This is a genomic window from Luteimonas gilva (genome assembly GCF_005239095.1).
Taxonomy (GTDB): Bacteria; Pseudomonadota; Gammaproteobacteria; order Xanthomonadales; family Xanthomonadaceae; genus Luteimonas_C; species Luteimonas_C gilva.
Genome location: NZ_SZUA01000001.1, coordinates 256,208 through 276,007, shown reverse-complemented (window position 1 = coordinate 276,007; position 19,800 = coordinate 256,208). Strand labels below are relative to the sequence as shown.

At 65.7% G+C, this 19,800-nt stretch carries 7 protein-coding genes; 2 read left to right on the top strand and 5 right to left on the bottom strand.

Annotation, left to right across the window (positions count from 1 at the left end):
- Nucleotides 1-38 precede the first annotated feature (38 nt).
- Nucleotides 39-716 carry a phosphatase PAP2 family protein gene (locus FCE95_RS01215; RefSeq protein WP_137265180.1) on the bottom strand — a complete coding sequence of 226 codons (678 nt, stop codon included), beginning with the start codon at nucleotides 714-716 and terminating at the stop codon, nucleotides 39-41.
- A 10-nt stretch (nucleotides 717-726) separates the two neighbouring features.
- Nucleotides 727-1,986 (bottom strand): flavodoxin-dependent (E)-4-hydroxy-3-methylbut-2-enyl-diphosphate synthase, encoded by a 1,260-nt coding sequence (ispG, locus tag FCE95_RS01210; RefSeq protein ID WP_137266399.1) that lies wholly within the window; start codon nucleotides 1,984-1,986, stop codon nucleotides 727-729.
- A 192-nt stretch (nucleotides 1,987-2,178) separates the two neighbouring features.
- On the opposite strand from ispG, the gene xseA reads away from it, so the two are divergent.
- Both xseA and FCE95_RS01200 read left to right on the top strand, forming a co-directional pair.
- Entirely contained in the window at nucleotides 2,179-3,528 is a 1,350-nt protein-coding gene (gene xseA / locus FCE95_RS01205) for an exodeoxyribonuclease VII large subunit (protein ID WP_137265179.1), read from the top strand.
- Nucleotides 3,529-3,648: 120 nt separating this feature from the next.
- Nucleotides 3,649-5,076 carry an aldehyde dehydrogenase family protein gene (locus tag FCE95_RS01200; RefSeq protein ID WP_137265178.1) on the top strand — a complete coding sequence of 476 codons (1,428 nt, stop codon included), beginning with the start codon at nucleotides 3,649-3,651 and terminating at the stop codon, nucleotides 5,074-5,076.
- A gap of 118 nt (nucleotides 5,077-5,194) precedes the next feature.
- Here FCE95_RS01200 and FCE95_RS01195 read toward each other — a convergent pair whose 3' ends face one another.
- From FCE95_RS01195 to FCE95_RS01185, 3 genes are read right to left on the bottom strand one after another with little or no spacing between them, the layout of a single operon-like run.
- Nucleotides 5,195-5,755: a toxin-activating lysine-acyltransferase gene (locus tag FCE95_RS01195; RefSeq protein WP_137265177.1), complete on the bottom strand. Its 561-nt coding sequence runs from the start codon at nucleotides 5,753-5,755 to the stop codon at nucleotides 5,195-5,197.
- Complete coding sequence (locus tag FCE95_RS01190; protein ID WP_137265176.1) at nucleotides 5,752-19,089, bottom strand: cadherin domain-containing protein; 13,338 nt, start codon at nucleotides 19,087-19,089, stop codon at nucleotides 5,752-5,754. The genes FCE95_RS01195 and FCE95_RS01190 overlap by 4 nt, the downstream gene beginning before the upstream one ends.
- Before the next feature lie 3 nt (nucleotides 19,090-19,092).
- Nucleotides 19,093-19,761, bottom strand: a complete 669-nt coding sequence (locus FCE95_RS01185; RefSeq protein ID WP_137265175.1) for a hypothetical protein — start codon at nucleotides 19,759-19,761, stop codon at nucleotides 19,093-19,095.
- Nucleotides 19,762-19,800: the final 39 nt, after the last annotated feature.

Below are 19,800 nucleotides of genomic sequence, written 5' to 3'. Positions count from 1 at the left end.
CCGAAAATGACGGCGGAATCCGCTACGCGGGTTCCGCCCTACGCAGGCCGCTTCCACGGCCGCAGATGGCCGTTGAACACGACCGCATAGCAGCCGACCGCCCACGCGGTCGCCGCAGCCCATCCGGCCAGGATGTCGGAGGGGTAATGCACGCCGAGATAGACGCGCGACAGGCCGACCATCGCCACGAAAACCAGCATCGCGGCCGCCACCGGCCAACGCCAGCGCGTGCGCCAGGCCAGCAGGATCAGCACGCAAGCCAACGTCGCCGAACCCATCGCGTGGCCGCTGGGAAAGCTGAAACTGTGCTCAGGCGCGATCGATTCCCACAGCGTCGGCCGCTCGCGGGCGAAGAACTGCTTGGTCGCCAGGTTCAACAGCGCCGAACCGCCGAGCGCGACCCCGGCGAACAGGCCTTCGCGGTAACGGCCCGCGAACGCCAAACCGATCACGAACAGAATATCGAACGGCACTACGCCGTATTGATAGCCGATCGCCGAAAAAAACAGGAACACGCGATCGAACCCGGCCCGCGCCATGCCGTGCGCGAACATCAGGATCGGTTCGTCGAAACCGAAGGCTTCGGCTTCGTGCACTTCGTCGGCGAGTTCGATGAAGGCCCACAACGGCAACAGCAGGCAAGCGAACAGCAGCAACAGCCGCCAGCCGTGAACGCGCAGGAAGGCTGCGCCGAAGCGCGCTTCCTGCTTCAGCACATCGCGGGCATCAGACGGCCGCGGAGCCACGGCCGTAACGGCGCTCGACGTAGCCGTCGATCAACGCGACGAATTCCTGGGCGATATGCTCGCCGCGCAACGTGACCGCCTTCTCGCCGTCGATGAACACCGGCGCGGCCGGCGCTTCGCCGGTGCCGGGAAGGGAAATGCCGATGTCGGCATGGCGCGATTCGCCCGGTCCGTTGACCACGCAGCCCATCACCGCCAGCGTCAGGTTCTCCGCGCCCGGATGGCTGATCTTCCATTCCGGCATCTTGGCGCGCACGTGCTCCTGCACTACCTTCGCCAGTTCCTGGAAGAATTCGGACGTGGTGCGGCCGCAACCGGGGCAAGCGGTGACCATCGGCGTGAACGCGCGCAGGCCCATCGTCTGCAGCAATTCCTGGGCGACGATCACTTCCTGCGTGCGCGACGCGCCGGGCTCGGGCGTCAACGAAATGCGAATGGTGTCGCCGATGCCCTCCTGCAGCAGCACCGATAACGCCGCGCTGGATGCGACGATGCCCTTGCTGCCGATGCCGGCTTCGGTCAAGCCCAAATGCAAGGCGAAATCCGAACGCCGGGCCAAGTCGCGGTACACCGCGATCAATTCCTGCACGCCGCTGACCTTGGCGCTGAGCACGATGCGCTCGGCCGGCAAGCCCAGATCGACCGCACGGTGCGCCGAATCCAGCGCCGAACGGATCAGAGCCTCGCGCATCACCCGCGCCGCGTCCCAAGGCTCGGCGCGCTCGTGGTTTTCGTCCATCAGCTGCGCGGCCAAAGCCTGGTCCAGCGAACCCCAGTTGGCGCCGATCCGCACCGGTTTGCCGTAGCGGATCGCGAATTCGATCAGTTGCGCGAACTGGGTGTCCCTCTTCTTGCCGAAACCGACGTTGCCCGGATTGATGCGGTATTTCGCCAAGGCTTCGGCGCAGGCCGGTTCGTTGGCCAGCAATTGATGGCCGTTGTAGTGGAAGTCGCCGATGATCGGCACTTCCACGCCCATCATCGCCAGCTTGTCGACGATCCGCGGCACGGCTGCGGCCGATTCGGGATTGTTGACCGTGACGCGCACCAGTTCGGAACCGGCGCGCCAGAGTTCGGCGACTTGCTTGGCGGTCGCCCCGACATCGGCGGTGTCGGTATTGGTCATCGACTGCACCACCACCGGCGCATCGCCGCCGACGGCCACCTGGCCGATCTTCACCTGGCGCGTGACGCGGCGCGGCGCCGGGCCGAAACTCCAGTCGGCCAAAGTGCCGGCCATCGTCGGGCCGTGTTCCGCGTTCAGGGGCATCGCGCTCATGGCCCTATTGTAAAGCCAGCACGGCGCGGGACCGCGAAGGCTTGTGGGAGCGGCTTCAGCCGCGAGCTTTTATCTTCAGGCCGAACGGCGCCCGGAAGAGCTTGCGGCGGAAGCCGCTCCCACAAAAGCGCGGGCGGCGTTAACCTGATGCGGATGAACGCCCCTGCCGCCGATCCCGGCGAAATCCTGACCCCCAGCCAACTCAATACGCTGGCCCGCGACCTGCTGGAAGGCGCTTTCCCGCTGATTTGGGTCGAAGGCGAGCTCGGCAACGTGTCGCGCCCGGCTTCGGGGCATCTGTATTTCAATCTGAAGGACGCGCGGGCGCAGGTGCGCTGCGCGATGTTCAAGCCCAAGAGCACCTGGCTGCCGTTCCAGCCGCGCGAAGGCCTGCGCGTGCTCGCGCGCGGCCGGCTGACGCTGTACGAGGCGCGCGGCGACTACCAGCTGATCCTCGACCATATGGAAGAGGCCGGCGAAGGCGCCCTGCGCCGCGCCTACGAAGAACTACGCGCGCGCTTGGCCGCCGAGGGCCTGTTCGACGAAAGCCGCAAGCGCGACCTGCCCGCTTACGTGCGCCGGCTGGGCGTGATCACCTCGCCGTCCGGCGCCGCGGTGCGCGACGTGCTCAGCGTGATCGGGCGGCGTTTTCCACTGGCCGAGGTCGATATCCTGCCGGTACCCGTGCAGGGCGCCGGCGCGGCGGCGCAAATTCTCGCGACGCTGAAACGCGCCGACGCCTCGCAACGCTACGACGCCTTGCTGCTGACCCGCGGCGGCGGTTCGTTGGAAGACCTGTGGGCGTTCAACGACGAGGCCTTGGCCCGCGCGATCGCCGCATCGGCGACGCCGATCGTCTCCGCCGTCGGCCACGAGACCGATTTCACCCTCGCCGATTTCGCCGCCGATTTGCGTGCGCCGACGCCGTCGGCCGCGGCCGAATTGCTGGTGCCGGACCAACGCGAAATTTGCGCGCGCTTGGCGGCGATCCAACGCCGGATCGGCCATCTGGCCCGCCATCGCCTGCGCCAGGACGCGCAACGCGCCGATCGCGCGGCGCTGCGCCTGAACGCGCTGCGCCCGCAGGCGCGCCTGCAGATGCTGCATCGGCGCGAGGCGGACGCGCGGCGCAGGCTCGACGCCATTTGGCGCGTGCAACTGGAGCAACGGCGCGCGCGCCTGCGCCGGATCGAAACCGTCCTCCGCGCCGCCGACCCGAAACGGCGCTTGGCGACGCTGCGCGCACGCCTGGCCGCGCTGGCCTTGCGGCCGCAAGCCGGTATCGCACGGCGTCTGCGGCAACAAGCGCTGCATCTGCGCGGCTTGGCGCGCTCGTTGGAAGCGGTCAGCCCGCTGGCCACCGTGGCGCGCGGCTACGCCATCCTGCAACGCGAAGACGGCCGCATCGTGCGCAGCGTCGGGGACGCTGTGATCGGCGACAAGCTCGACGCCCGCCTGTCCGACGGCCGTTTGCGCCTGCGCGTCGAAGGCGATGAGTCTTGATTCCGCTTTGTAGAGCGGAGCTTGCTCCGCTGCTCTTGCTTTTTGCAGGAGCGTCCAAGGCCGCTAGTCCTCCATGCGGAGTTAACCTGGATTGCGTGATGCTGGGCTAAAGGAGCACCCATGCTGAAGAAGTCCTACCCCTACTACCTCGCCAACCAGCCGGTCGCCGCCAACAAGGACCTCGATGTCCTGGACAAATACTCCGGCGAACGCGCCACCCGCGTCGCCTTCGCGGATGCGACCGCGGTGCGCAAGGCGATCGTCGCCGCGCACAAAGCGCGGCCGGCGATGGCGGCGTTCGCGCCGGACCGCCGCCGCGACGTGCTGGAGCATTGCGTGCGCCGCTTTACCGAACGCCAAGAGGAGCTGGCGCTGGCGCTGTGCATCGAAGCGGGCAAGCCGATTAAGGACTCACGCGGCGAAGTCGCCCGGCTGATCGACACCTTCCGCATCGCCGCCGGCGAAGCGACCCGGATCGGCGGACAGATCGTCGATTTGGAAATCGGCCCGCGCACCCGCGGCTACCGCGGCATGGTCAAGCGCGTGCCGGTCGGCGCTTGCGCCTTCATCACGCCGTTTAATTTCCCGCTCAACTTGGTCGCGCACAAAGTGGCGCCGGCGATCGCCGCCGGTTGTCCTTTCGTGCTCAAGCCGTCGCCGAAAACGCCGGTCGGCGCGCTGATCATCGGCGAGGTGCTGGCGGAAACCGATCTGCCCAAGGGCGCGTTCTCGGTCCTGCCCTGCTCCAACGAAGACGCCGGCCTGCTGGTCGAGGACGAACGCATCGCCCTGCTCAGCTTCACCGGCGGCCTGATCGGTTGGGATCTGAAAGCGCGCGCCGGACGCAAGAAAGTGACGCTGGAACTGGGCGGCAACGCCGCCTGCATCGTCGACGACGACCCCGGCGCCGATCTCGACGCGGTGGTCGAACGCCTGGTGTTCGGCGCCTATTACCAATCCGGCCAGAGCTGCATCAGCGTGCAGCGCATCTACGCCCACGCTGCGATTTACGAGCGCCTTAAGAAGAAACTCGCGGCCGCGGCGGCGAAGCTGAAGATGGGCGACCCGCGCGACGAGAAGGTGTTCGTCGGCCCGATGATCGACGAGGACGCGGCCAAGCGGGTCGAGAAATGGATCGCCGCCGCGGTGAAAGGCGGCGCGGCGCCGCTCGTATCCGGAAAGCGCAAGGGCAACATGCTGCCGGCCGCGTTGATCGAGAACGTACCGCGCGACAGCGACTTGTACCGCAAGGAAGCGTTCGGGCCGGTGGCCTGCATCGAGCCGTTCGACGATTTCGACGAAGCCCTCCGCCGCGTCAACGACAGCGATTTCGGCTTGCAGGCCGGCGTGTTCACCGGTCGCTTGGCGCATGCGATGCGCGCCTGGGACGCACTCGAGGTCGGCGGCGTGATCGTCGGCGACGTACCGAGCTTCCGGGTCGACAACATGCCTTACGGCGGCGTCAAGCAATCCGGTTCGGGCCGCGAAGGCGTGCGCTATGCGATCGAGGACATGACCGAGCCGCGCCTGCTCGTCATCAAGCAATAGATGGTCGCTTTTTTAGGAGCGGCTTCAACCGCGGGCTCCTCCCTTCAGATCGAAATCCTATGAGGAAAAAAGCTCGCGGCCGAAGCCGCTCCCACTAGAGCAAAAAACACGCAGCCGCTCAGCTAGCGGGCGTTTCGGCCGGAAGGCCGTTCATCTTGATCTTGTCGCGACGGCCGGTTTGCGGATCGGTGCGGTGCAAATGGAAGGTCTTGCCGCGGAACGGCCCGCCCATCAAGTCGAGCATCATCGCTTCGGCCAATTTATTGTCGGGCGCAGCGAACGGGGTGACGAATTCGACCAGCCATAAGCGGTCGCCCGAGCGCCAATCCGCGCCATCGAGAGGCTCGCCGTTCTCCAGTTTGGCTTCCGCCTCTTCGGAAAGGTGGGCCCAGATCGCGACGCCCAAGGGCAACTGTTCGAGGCTTTCCTGGGTGAAACCCGCCAACGGGAAATTCGCCGGTTCCGCGCCTTCGATCTTCGGCAGCGGGCCGAAGCGGAAGACGCGGAATTGCTCGTTGAGGATGGCCGGCATGAAGGACCGTTCCAAGTCCTTCAGCTTCAATTCGCGATGCAAGCGCGATTGCGTGAGCAGCCACACGACTTGGCCCAAGGCCTCGGCGACGGTCTTGGGAGCGCCGGCGGGCGCCGGCGCGGCTTGGTTTTCGGTTCGATCGGTCATGCGGTAATCCTAAAGTCCGGAAGCGAGGTCAACAACTCGACCGCCTTGGGGTCCTTGCCCGTGCCCAGGCCGAATTCGGCGTAAGGCTGGGCGGAGAAAGCGGAGATCGCCTCCACCATCTGGAAACGCTTCTTCTCGTTCAGCGCCAATTGGTCGTGCAGGGCCGAACGCGCGCTGTCCGTGCGCGGCCGGTAGGCCTCCGCCGCTTCGGCATGCGGCGCTTCGCGGCGCGGCGCGCGTTCCTCCGACGGCTGCGCTTGCGGCTCCGCTTCGCTGGGCGCATAGGACAGCGGTTGCGCGCCGCGATCGACGGTCCGCGGCGCGTGTCCTGCGCTGTCTTGCATCGCCATCGCCAGGATTTGCGCCGGGCTCAGCGACCGTTGCGCATCGCGACGCACCTTGCCGGAGCTCGCATCGCCCAAGCCGCGATCGCCGGGCACCTGGGGCTGCCGGCCCGAAGAACCGCGCCCGACCCATGCGTAGCCGTCGTCGAATTCGTGGCCTTTGATCACGCGTCCGCCCCGCACATCCGGAGTGGGCCCATGCCCGGCATCGACATTCGACGAGCCTCCCTGCACCAGGGTCGCCCCGCTCTTCGAATCCAGATAGGTCAGGAACACGTCGCCCACGCCGCCGACCGAACCGTCGATGCGACGGAAGCTGGAAGTGGCGTACACGGTGTTGTCGAACGCGCCTTGCGGATTCGACCCGGTTTTCTGTCCGGCCAGGTCGATCGAGGCGATGCTCAAATCGGCCAGCGACCAGAGTTCTTCGGCGGTGCTGATGCCGTCCTGGTTGCTGTCGCGCCACACTTTGAATTCGGCGTAGCGCTGGTCGCCGCTGTCGAGGCTGCCGTTCCGGTTGGTGTCGTAGGCGCTCAGGCCTTCCAAATCGCTCTTGGCGCCCGCGACATCGCCCATGAACGAGATCTCGGAACCGTTGTCGATCCTGCCGTTGCCATTGCGGTCCAGCGTGAGCAGACCGTCGTTCGGTCCGACCCAGCCGGTGAGGTCCTTCTTGCCGTCCGAATTCATGTCCACGGCGGCGGAGCTGTCCAGCACGCCGACCAGGTCTACGCCGTTGCCGTCCAGATCCAGTACTACCGGGCCCAGTTCCGACGTGTATTTACGAACGATCAGCTTGATCGGGTCGCTGGTGAGCCCGGTAGCGTCCACCGAGACTATCGTGATCTCGTAATAGGTTTCCTCCTGATATTCGATGAAATATCCAGCGCCGCTGCCGCGGGGGTCGTCCCAATTACCCTCGGTCCATTCCCGATAGCCGCCGCGCGGCACCACCTTGCTCAGGCCGCTGTACTGCGCCTGCAGGAATCCGGTCGTGGCGACGTTGGTGCGCGAATCCCATTCGGTTTCCTCGGTGCCCCCGTTGTAAGTGTCGTACCACCTGCGGAAGGTGTGGACCACCTGCACGGCGCTGGTCACCTGGAAGGAGACCGCCGAGCCTTCCGGATCCGCGCCCGACACGTAGTCGTGGGGATAAGGATTGTCGTTCACGAACTGGATGTTGGGCCGTTCGTTCACGTTCGCGACATTGATGGTCACCCACGCGGAGGTCGCCGCGCCGGTGCCGCCGCGGTCGCGCACCGTCACCTGCACGGCGTGGCTGGTGGCCGCTTCGTAGTTCAGGCTGCCCTGCAGATAGATCTGGCCCGTAGCCTGGTTGATGGAGAACCGCGAAGTATCGCCGCCGGTGAGCGAGAACACGTGGTTGCGGTTGTAGCCCTGCGTATCGTTGTCGCCGAACGCGAACTGGCCCACCAGCGTCTGCCCCGCTCCCGGCGCGCTTTCGGACACCGTGAAGCCCTGATCCCACGAATAAGGCGCTTCGTTGACGTCTTCGACGCTGAACCAGATCCAGGCGTGTTCGGGTGAGCCGAGGGCGCCGTCGGTGGCGGTCACCGCCATGGCGTAGTTGAACTCGTATTGGCCGTCGGCGTCCGCATCGGTAATGCTCCGCCACCAATCGGTACCCTGCTGGACCAGGCTGTCGAAATCGAGATTGAGCCCGGCACGCAAGCGCAGCTGATTGCCGGACATGTAGAACCAATCCCAGGGATCGGAGGCTTCGACCAAGCTCGGCGCCGTATTGTCCGGATCCGTGGAAGCCAAGGTGGCCACGTGCAGATCGCCGGACGTGCCCTCCTGCACCGCGCGCGTCCCCCAAGCGGTGACCACGGGCGTGGTCGGCGCTTCGTTGACGTTGCTGACGTTGACCGTGAAGTTCTTGTCCCAATAAGCGCCGGCGCTGTCGGTGACGCGCACGGTGATGGTGTGCGCGGTGTTCGCTTCGTAGTCCAGCAGCCCGCCATTGGCGACCGTCAAACGGCCGGCCGAAGTGAGCGTGAACCGTCCGCCGGCGTCGTTGAGCAGAGCGAACTGCAAACCGTCGCCCGCGTCCTGGTCGACGCCGGCGAAATTGCCCACGAACGTGCCGTTGCCGACATTCTCCGCCACCGTGAGCGTACGGTCCGCATTGATGTCGTTCGGCGCGTCGTTCGCGTCTTCGATACGAACGGTGATCGACCGGGTTCCGGAAGACTGCAGGCCGCCGTCGGTCGCCTTGACGTCGGCGGTGTAGACCACTTCCTGCCGGCCGTCGCCGTCGATGTCGCTGACGGTCAAGCCCGCGGCCTTCAAAGCTTCGAAATCGAAGCTCAAACCGGTCTTGAACTTGAGCTGGTTGCCGACGATGGTGAACCAACCGCGCGGATCGCTTGTGATCACGTAGCTCGGCGCCGTGCCGTCCGGATCGGTCGCGCTCAGGTTCGCGACCGTCTGGCCGGCGAGCGCGGAGTTCTCGGCGCCGATCGAAATCAGTACGGACGCATCGGGCGTGGTCGGCGCTTCGTTGACGTTGTTCACCGCGACGGTGAACTCTTCCTCGTAGCTCAAGCCGGACGGGTCGGTCACCTTGATCCGGATCACGTGCGAACCCGCCGTTTCGCGGTCGAGCAAGGCGCCGTTGGCGACGGTCAGCACACCGGAAGTGGAGATGGCGAAACGGCCGCCCGCGTTATCGACCAAGCCGAAGGTGAGCGCATCCTCATCCGCATCGGTGCCGGAGAAATTCGCCACCAGCGTGCCCGCGGGCACCGAGCCCGCCGCCGTCGATTCGTTGACGGCCAAGGCGCGATCGGGGGCGATGTCGTTCGGCGCGACGTTCATCGCGACGCTCAAGGCGCGCGTGGTCTGCGCGGTCTGGCCGGTCGCGGTTTCGCGGGAGATCGCGGTGACGGTCAAGGCCAAGTCCTGATTCCAGGAAACCGGGCCCAGCAGCGCCAATCCGGCGAGATCCGCTGGCGTCAGCGACCAGATGCCGCCGCCCAGGTTCGTTCCCTTGTTGAGCGAAACGCCGTCGGGAATGTTGGAAATGCGGATTTCCAAGGTTTCCGAACCGTCCTGGTCGACAAGCGCGGCCTGGATGTCCAACGCGATGGAACCGCTGCCGAAACCGTTGCCCTGCGCCAGCGCGCGGGTCACCACCGGCGCGTCCGCCTGCGGCGCGACGTCGACCGTGAAGCTCCGCTGGCTGACCAACCCGCCCGGATCGGTGGCGGTCAAAGTGACGACGACCTGGCCGCTGCGATTCGGTGCGCCATGCAGCGTCAGCGTGCGGTAACCGTCGGCGTCCGGCGCCCCGATCAGCGGAGCGTCGATGGCGATGCCGTCGATGCTGGCCTGCACCGACATGCCCGCGTACGGCGTGATGTCGTCCTGGACGCGGAATTGCAGGACGATCGTGCCGTCCTCGGCCAAGGCCTGGTCGCCGATCGCCGAAATCGTCGGCGCGCCGTTGGCGTCCCAATAATTCTTCCATCGGTTCTCGAACGCCAAGTTCTGGTGCAGCGCGTCGTATTCGGCCTGCGTGGCCGGTTTCGCGTAACCGGCCATCAGGCCCACCAGGCCCTCGGCATCGATCGTGTCGGAATAGTGCTGGCCGGCGATGATGAAATCGATCTTGTAGTTGGCCCGGTCCGTTCCGTCCGCCACCACGTACCAGTTCTTGATCGTGGTCTGCACGCCGGAGCCGATCACCGAAATCACCAGATCGTCGCCGCTGCGGGTGAACCAGAGGCGCGTGCGGTCGATGTCCTGGTAGCCGATCGCGTCGATATCGCCGCCGCTGGAATCGTAGTTGCGGATCTCGTCGGCGCCCGAATTGATGTCGATGACGTAGACGTCGCTGTCTTCGCCGCCGACCAGGATGTCGTTGCCCGCACCGCCGATGAGCCTGTCGTTGCCGGACTGGGCGTCGATGTAGTCGTTGCCCGCGCCGCCGATCAGTTCGTCGTCGCCGGCCCCACCGTACAAGGTGTCGTTGCCGTTGCCGCCTTCGATGAGGTCGTTGCCGGCGGTGCCGGTGATGGTGTCGGCCAGGTTCGAACCGATCACGCGTTCGAAGTGGTCCTCGATGACATCGCCCGCCGCATAACCGCCGTGCACCCCAGTGGTCAGATTGAGCACGATGCCGGACGAAGACGAGGCGTAGCTCAACGTATCCGAGCCTGCGCCGCCATTCATGCGGTCCGCGCCGGTGCCGCCGACCAGCACGTCGTCGCCGTCGCCACCGCGCAGCACATCGTCGCCGGCATTGCCGTACAGATAATCGTTGCCCGCGCCGCCGTCCAGCGTGTCGTTGTTCTGGCCGCCGTCCAGATCGTCGTCGCCGCCTTCGCCGAAGAGAAGATCGTTGCCGTTCATGCCCATCAGGAGATCGACGCCGTCGCCCCCGTGCAATTCGTCGACGCCGTTGCCGCCTTGGAGCTGATCGTCGCCCAATTCGCCCCACAAGCGGTCGTCGCCGCCGTCGCCCATGAGCACGTCGGCGCCGTCGCCGCCGTACAGATCGTCGTTGCCCTCGCCGCCCGCGAGGGTGTCGAAGCCGCCGTAGCCGTAGATCAAGTCGCGGTTGGCTTGTCCGGTCAGCGCATCCGCGTTCGCGGTGCCGTACAGATAATCGTCGGCATCAGCGATGCCGAAGACGAAATTCTGACTGTAGCCGAGGCCCAGGCCGCCGCGATCGGTGACCTGGATCGCGACGCTGACGCTGGCGCCGGCTTCGAAATCGAACGCCGCGCCGGCCCTCAGGCGAAGCTGATTGCCGTTCACGATCTCGAAGCGGGCATCGGCCACGCTGAACACCAGGTTCGAGAAATCGGTGCCTGCGTAAATGTCCGGATCGGTGGCGGACAAAGTGCCCAGCAGGATCGCCGGCGATTCACTGCCTTGCGCAGGACGGTCGCGCTCGACGATCGCGCCGACGCTGGGTACGAACGCGATGCCGGTAGGCGCTTCGTTCGCGTCTTCGATCAGGAGGACGAACGGCGTCGCCGCGCCGGAATCCAGCGCGCCGTCGGTGGCGCGCACCGATGCGTTCAGGCGGATTTCCTTGAGGCCGTCGCCGTCGGTGTCCTCGAGCGTAGCGCCCGCCGCGGCCAGAGCCTCGAAATCGATCTGTACGCCGGACTTCACCCGCACCGTGTTGCCCACGGTTTCCAACCAACCGTTCGGGTTGTCGACCAGCTGCAGGCTGGGCGTGGTGTTGTCGGGGTCGCCGATCACGAACGTCGCCACGGTGCCGCCCGTCGCGTTCTCGGAAACCACCGCGGGCACCGTGGTCGCCGGCGGCGTCACCACATACGGCGCTTCGTTGACGTTGCGCACCGTCACGGTGAATTGCTTGTCGAAGTAGGCGCCCGCCTGGTCCGTGACGCGCACCGTGATCGTGTGGCTGGTCTGCGCTTCGTAATCCAAGGCCGCGCCGTTAAGCACGGTCAACTTGCCGTCGGCGCCGATCGCGAAGCGGCCTCCGGCGTCGTCCACCAATTGATAACCGGCGATGTCCAGCGGCCCGTCGACGTCCTGGCCGACGAATGCCCCGAGCGACACGCCTTGCGCGGAACCTTCGTCGATCGCCAATTGCGCGGGCGCGAAAATGTCGCTGGGCGCATCGTTCACCGACAGCACGGTCACATCGACGGTTTGATGCGTCTTGTTGCCGTCGGCGTCGGTGACCGTGATCACGAACTTGTCGGTGCCGTGACGGTTCGCGCCCGGCGTATAGGTCCAGGCGCCCGTCTGCTCGTTCAAGACGACGGTTCCCAGCGCGGCGTTGCCGGTCAGGGTGTAGCCGACGATGTTGCCGTCCTGATCCGTCGCCGAGACCTGCCCGGAAAGCGGCGTGTCCTCGTTGGTGGCGAGCGTTTGGTTGACGACGACGGGAACCGCTTTGCCGCCACCGTGCCAATACCCGGCCAACAATTTGCGTACCGATTCGGGCATCGACGACGGCAGGTTCGCCGAAGCCTGCGCCATCGCCTGGATCAGCGGATTCGCGTAGCTCAGGAACAGCGAGCCGGCCGAAGTGGCAACCTCGTGGATGCGCGTGCCGCTCTGGTCGGCCTTGAAGAAGCCGCTGAGCACGACCACGGTATTGCCGCCAATCACCGATACGCGCAGATCGTCGCCTGCGCGGGCGAGCCAGATGCGGTCCGGACCCGCGCCCGCGATGTAGATCTTGTTCTTGTCCGAAGCGTTTCCGGCGTCGACGATCGTATCGATGCCCGAGGCGGCGTCGAAGAAATAAGTGTCGCCGCCCGCGCCGCCGCGCAAAACGTCGCTGCCCGCTTCGCCGGCCAGCTGGTCCGCGCCGCCGCCGCCCTCCAGGACATCGTTGCCGGCGCCGCCGGCGAGCTTGTCGTCGCCGTCTTCGCCGTACAGATTGTCGTCGCCGTCCCAGCCGCCGAGTTCGTCCTTGCCGGCGCCGCCGTACAAGAGATCGTTGCCGCCATCGCCGGTCAGGCGATCGTCGTCGTCCTGGCCGTACAATCGGTCGTCGCCGTCGCCGCCGCTCAGCAGATCCTTGCCTGCGCCGCCGTCGAGAAGATCGGCATCGGTATCGCCCGCCATGGCGTCGGCGCCGTCGCCGCCGAACAGCGTGTCCTCGCCCGCACCGCCCGACAGCACGTCGTCGCCGGCGCGGCCGTCGAGCACATCGTCGCCGCCCAGGCCCAAGAGGCGGTTGGCGCGCGCATCGCCGAACAGGATGTCGCCGAAACCGTCGGAACCGGTCACGTTTTCGATGGTGCTGACGCCGCCGGTGGGGATGACGATGACGTCGCCCGCCGCGTGGCCGCCCGATGCGGTGCCCGCGGCCAAATCGATGGTCACCGACGCATTCGAGCCGGCGTAACGGATGGTATCGCCGTAGGCCTTGCCCGCCTGGATCGGCGCGGCCAGGCTCAGGCTGTCGCTGCCGCCATCGAGCACATCCGCTCCGGCGCCGCCTTCCAGCGTGTCGTCGCCGTCGCCGCCGCTGAGGCTGTCGTCGCCATAGCCGCCGGACAGCACGTCGTCGCCAGCCAAGCCGTTCAACGTGTCGGCAACGGCACCCGAACCGCCGACCAGGAAATCGTCGGCGTCCGTGGCCGCTTCGCCTGCGAACTTGAGATGCGCGAGCTCGACGCTCAGGCCATCGCTCAATTGCAGCAGCTCGACGCTGCGGCCGTTCAAATAATGGCCGACGATTTGCGCACTGCCGACCGCTGCCGATCCGGAAGCGTTCAGCACAGCCACTTGCAGATCGTTGCCGATTTTTTGCAGCCTCAGGTCTGACAGGCTGAGGCCTTCGTCCATGAGCAGCGTGTCGATGCCGTCGGCGTCGCCTCCCAGCACGGCTTCTGCGCCGCTCCCGTCCAGTCCGTAGAAACCCTCGCTGATCGAGTCGTAGCCGCTGCCGCGTCCGAACAGGTAGGTGTCGCTGCCGCCGCCGCCGTACAAGGCGTCCATACCGGCGCCGCCGTCGAGCTGGTTGTCGCCGTCGTCGCCGCCCAAGCGATCGTCGCCGGCGCTGCCTTGCAGGCCTTCGATGCTGTCGTACGCGTCGTTCGTGGCATCGCCGGTATTCGCGCTTCTCGCCGAAGCGCTCAGATAGGCCCTGACGCCGATAGCGCTGGAAGCGTAGGAAGCGACGTCGTCGCCTTCCCCGCCGAACAGGATGTCGGCGCCGGCGCCGCCGTCGAGCGTGTCGTTGCCCGTTCCTCCGAACAGGATGTCGATGCCGGCGCCGCCGTTCAACGTGTCGAATCCGGCATTGCCCGCGAGGATGTCGACGTCGTCGCCGCCGCTGATGGTGTCGTTGCCACCGTTGCCGGTGATCCAATCCTGGCCTGCGGTGCCCGCGATCGTGTCGTCGCCGTCGCCGCCGCCGTCGAGATTCATGGCGCTCACGGCGTGCCGGCCCGTGGCCGCGAACACGAAGTTCTCGATCGGAGCGCCGAGCGAATACCAGTTCTTGATGGTGATCCTATCGGCGGTCTGGTCGAAGCCGAACGCGCTGCCGTTTTCGGACACGGCGATCTGCAGATCGTCGCCCGCCTTCTTCAGCATCAAGTCCTGGATGCCGATGCCGACGCCGAACTCGAGCGTATCGATGCCGGAGTTCGAAGCGATCGCGCCGCCCACCGCGCCGGCGTGGCGTTTGAGGATTTGGTTCTCGTCGTCCCAATCGTACTGGCCGAGCCACTTGGAGCCGTCGAAATACACCACTCCGTTCTTGGCGACGGTGCCGTTCGACTGCAGGACGTAACCGTTGACGTAGCTGCCGTTCTGCCAGACCTGGTCCCAGTTGGCGACGTAATCGTCCATGACCGTGTCCTGGCCGTCGCCGCGCGAATAGCGGAATACGTCGTCGCCGGCGCCGCCGACGATTTCGTCGTTGCCGCGGCCGCCGACGACGATGTCGGAGCCGGTGCCGCCGTAGACGCGATCGTCGCCGTCGTCGCCGAACGCGGTGTCGTGACCCGCGCCGCCGATGACTTGATCGTTGCCCGAGCCGCCGAGCACCCAGTCGTTGTCGCCGTCGCCGGCCACGAAATCGTTGCCGCCGCCGCCGATGCCGAAGTCGTTGCCGGCCAGGCCGCGGATCTGATCGTCGCCAGCGCCGCCGTAGAGGAAATCGGCGCCGTAACTGCCCAGGATCACGTCGGACTCGCCGGTGCCGATGACGAAGGACGTCATATCGCCCAGCCGGATTTCCTCGCCGTCGGCGAAGCGCAGCCATTCGATGCGGCGGGTGCTTTCGAACCAGTCCTTGACCGTCAAGCTGTCGCCGCTGGGAATTCCGTTGCCGTTCTGGTCGATGAACATCAGCGAGATGACCAGATCGTTGCCCGATCTGCGCATCTGCAGGTTCTGCATCGTGATGCCGGTGCCGAAGACGATCGCGTCCTCGCCGCCTTTGACAGAGCCGTCGACTTCGTATTCGCCGCCGCCGGCCCAATTGCGCGCCAGCGAACCGTTGTCGATCTGCTGCACGCGCCAGAAGATCGAGTCGCGGGAAATGCCGGCGGTGCCCGCCGGATCCGATTCGTCGAAGACCGCGTCCTGGCCGTCGCCGAAACCGAACAGGTATTGGTCCGAACCCGCGCCGCCGAGGATGGCCGCTTCGCCGCCGGCGCCGGAGTCGTTGCCCGCGCCCGCTTCGAGGATGTCGCCGCCCGCGCCGCCGACGAGCCGATCGTTGCCGTCGCCGCCGCGCAGCCAATCCGAGCCCGTACCGCCGTAAAGCCTGTCGTTGCCGTCGCCGCCGTCGAGGTAGTTGCCGCTGCCTCCTGCGACCGATGCCGCCGCGCCTTCCGCGGCGCGGTCGCTCGCGGCGAACGCGGGGGCCGCGACGTTGCCGGAGAAAAGAACGTCGTCGCCGGCCTGGCCGAACAACCAATCGTCCAGCGCGCCGCCCACCAAGGTGTCGTTGCCGTCGCCGCCGAGCACGTCGTTGCCCAAGTCTCCGGCGCGCACGAAGTCGTCGCCCGCCCCCGCATCGACCAATGCGGCGATCCTGATCTTGTGCGACCCCGTGGCGGCATGGCCGTCGATCGTCAATCCCGATGCGTTGGCGATCGTATCCTTCTGCACGACGATGCTGTCGGCGCCCGCCGTACCCAACACCAGCTCCTTGTCGGCGCCGAGGACGGTGTCGGCGACATCGCCGATCACCTTGCCCTGGCCGTCGACGAACAGGAACACGCGCTCGCGTTCTTCGTAGTTGATGTAGGCGATGAGATTGGCGGGCGTGGCGGCCACGCCGTTGATCGCACCGTCCACGGCTTCGTCCAAGAAGACCGCCCAGCCGCCGATCCAGTCGGCCGAACCGCGCTTGTTCAGGCCGAGCTCCTCGACGCGCGCAAAGGTCAGCACCCATCCCGCAGTAAAAGCCGATTCCGGCTGCGCGGCGATCAATTGATCGACTTGGTCTTTCGTCCTCAGGTACCTCGCGTAGTCCTGCGCGATGGCGATGTCGCCGAACAGAGCTTCGGTCGAGAAATGCGCGCCGTTGGACATGATCCCGTCGAATTGGCCGTCGGCCTGGTCCAGCGCCGCGGCGATCGCGCGCTTGACGTAGGTTTCTCCGCCCGCCAGCTGGTTGAGCAGGCTTCTTACGGAGAAATACGAGCCGTAGTTGATCAACGCCGCTGCATCGCGGGTCTTGAAGGTGATGTTGCCCGAATTCCGGTAGACGTAATCCTTGCCGTAGGTGCCGTAGCCGCCGAAGCCGGCCACGTAGCCGTTCACCACCTGCGATCCGGAAGCGGCGACGATCGAATTCAGGACGCCCGCCGCGCTGGCCGCGATCTGAGCCGCACCCGTCTTCGAACCATGGTGCCTGGACCAGATGTTGCCGACCGAGAACGTCTGCCGCTGCGCATCCCACACCACTTCGGCGCCGGATTTCGGCTTGCTGCCGAAAGATTCGCCCAGCAATCCGCCCAGCACGTAGCCGAGGAAGGCGCCGACCAGCGCGCCGATGGGTCCGCCGGCCCAGCCGTAGGTCGCGCCGATCTTGGCGCCCGCGGCGGCGCCGATGGCGGTGCCGAGTTGCGCGCCGATCTGGCCGCTGACCGTCTCCAGATCGATCACCTGCGAGGCGAGCTTGGTGCCTAGGTACGAGGCGATGATGGTGAGCGGGTTGATGTTCGACAACCCGTCGAACGCGTGCTCGATGCCGTTGGTGGCGATGTTGGTGATGATCTTCGAAAGATAGGCGTTGGCCACGTTTTGGCCGACGACCGCGAGCTCGCCTTCCAAATTCAACGCGTCGAAGATCTCCGCGGTCAATATCGAAGAGATCGCGCCTGCACCGGCGGAAATCAGGTTCGCCTTGAGTTCGGCGGGCAGATCCTGCACCGCTTCGTTGAATTTTTGCGAGGCGGTCAGATCCTGCCCGGGCGCCACGCCTTCCGGATCGCGCCAGAAGTTGTCGATGATTTCGCCGATGTTGCCGACGATCGTGCTGAGCAGAGCGCTGGCGCCGACGCGAGCGGCGATGTTGTCGCCGCCGATCTGGTTGCCGAGGATGGAGCCGAACATCGAACCGATCTGTTCGCCGGTGATGATCGCGTTCGGATACTCGATATTGATCTCCGGCTCCGTCAACAGCATGTCGAACGGCTGGCCCGGCGTGCTCCGGTACGTAGCGGTGACCACCGAGCCGGAGCCGGTCCGTTTGATCTCCACCCAGGCCGGATTGGCTGCGCCGCTACCCGGCGCCCAGAAGACGCGCGAAGTGACGTAGTCGCCGGCCGTGCCTTCGTGCCCGTCGTTGAGGAAATAGCTGGCTTCGTCGATGCGGCTGCCGTCGGCGTTGTAGATGTGCCGCTGCACCACCTTGCCGTCAGGGTCGATCAGACGGGCCATGAGCTCCTCGACGCTCATGCTGCCGGATACGTCCCCGATCGAAGCCATGCCGCGGGAAGGGTTGAACGTCAATGTCTCGCCCCAAGCGAGCAGAGCGTCGGAACTGATGGTGTTGGATACGCCTTTCGAGGTTTCGGTGATCTCCAGCGTGCGGTCCGCATGGATCTTGAATTGAGCCTCGCCGGTGTAAGTTTTGACCTCGCCCCCCTGCTCCACCACCACTTCCACGCGGCGCGCGAAGTTCTGGGTGTCGTCCGGGATCACCCGATAGGACACCGTCAGCTGGTGATTCAGATCGACGAGCACTTGGCCTGCTTGGGCGCCGCTGCCGATCCATATGTTGTTCTCGGGCGAAATTGCCACCGTGCCGACGGTCAATCCGGTCGGATCGACCAGCCGCATCTGCCCGGGACTGACCGCAGCGGTCTGGAACAGCATCGCCTTGCCGTTGAACATGCCCGCCACGTAACCGGAGGCGTTGGTGGCCAACTGGGTTTCGCCGTCGGCCAACAGATCGCGCGGATCGGAAATCGGCAGCAGCACGCGGGTGAACGCCGCGGCGTCGGTCGCGTTGCCGTACAGTTCCTGCAGATAGGCGGGATTGACGTTCTGGGCGGCGGCGATCGCGCTCAGCGATTCGTTCGCGTTGCCGACCAGGTGCACGCCTTCGCGGTGCAGACTGACGTTCACATCGTTGATGAGCGCCGTCAGCTCGCGGTCCATGTCGGCCAAACGAGAAAGCATGTTCTCACTTCGCAGGACGTTGCGCTTGTCGTCGATGTCGGCTTTGTACTTGAGCAGAGCGTCGGCGATCTTGAAAGCTTCGGCGGGGGTAATCGCGCTGCCGTCTTGGGTGTGGCTGCCGAATATCAGCGCACGGGTCAGCGCGCGGTTGTCGCGGAAAGGGCGGCCGCTGCCGCCGCCGTTGTCGGTGAAGCCCAAAATCACGAAAGCTTCTTCGTAGTCGCCCGCGCGGAAGGCCGACGCTGCGGCGTTCCTGCGGGTGTAGATGTTGAGCTGGCGGGTGCCGAAAACGCCCTGATACTGGGCATCCACGAGCATCGCCTTTTCGATCGAATCGGGGATGTTGGCGCCGGCGAAAGGCGCCAAACGCTGCTCGTAGCGCGGCAGGATCGCGCTATAGAGCCGGACCGCTTCGTCGTAAGTGATGGTGAAGCCGGCGGCATTCAGCCTGGTCGCGGCCGTCGGACCGGTGATTTCGTTGTTCTGCAGCTGGCGCAGGATCGCCAGGATCGCAGTATCGTCGGCGTCGACGATGCCCGCCGCCGTCAAGTCTGCGATGAGCGTGGTGCGGTTCTGGTAGAGATCGTAGCCGAAGCCTATCGCCGCGTAGCCTTCGCCGTCGATGTCTACGTGGCCGACATAGTTCAGGTTGACGAACAATCCCGCTTGTTCGTGGCCCAGCATGGCGAACATCAGCCGGTCGTAGTCCGTCAGCGAGGCATCGTTGTCCACTCGGGCCATCACCGCGTCGAATTGGGCGCCGGTCATCGCACGGGTCGACACGTAGCGTTCGCGCAATATGGCCAGCGCGCGATCGTAGGCCGCGGCATCCGTTCCCAACCCCGTGTGCTGATTGTTGCTTATGGTGCGCGGCATTTTCTATTCCTTAAATGTCGAAACGCGTTCAATGTCCAGCCCGTAGCTGCGTGGGCACTCGTGATAACTGATTCCCTGCTTTTCCAACATCGCGATCACGACGCGCGGCCTGGTCGTGACCACCGCCATTCCCCGTTCGAACGCGGCCAAACGCGCATAGCGAAGGTCCTGCGACAACGAATGGGTGAAAGCCGGCACCTCTTTCCTGCACGACTGGCAGGCGTACCAATAACGGATGTCCGAGCCGCGTATCCCGTAGCGCGGAAGGTGCCGGACGATGTCCTGGCCGCCCCGCGTCGAACGGAAGAAATCGTCGGCCGCCTTCCCGTATTCCAAATAAAAAAGCGCCGTCGACAACGCTTTCAGCTTCGGGTCGGCCTGCATCGGCGCGGACCTGGCGAGATTGCTGAAGCGGCGCGATTCTTTCCACGCGCCTTCGACGAAGTACTCGTGTTCTGACACGAAAAGGTCGCTTTGCCCCAGGCTCAGCTTGCCCGCGTCGTCGTACAGCGCGAATCCGGAACCGAGCACGTATCGGCTCTGTCCGCAGTCGAAGCAAAAATCGGTGTATTTGACCCAATGGGCGACGTAACGGCCGCCCTCGGCGTCTTCCTCCTGTTCGCCGGCGGCGGCACCGCGGCTCAATTTTTCGGGCAGCAGATGCGCGGCCACGATAGGACAGAGGGGGTCTTCCGCCGCATTGCACGCGAA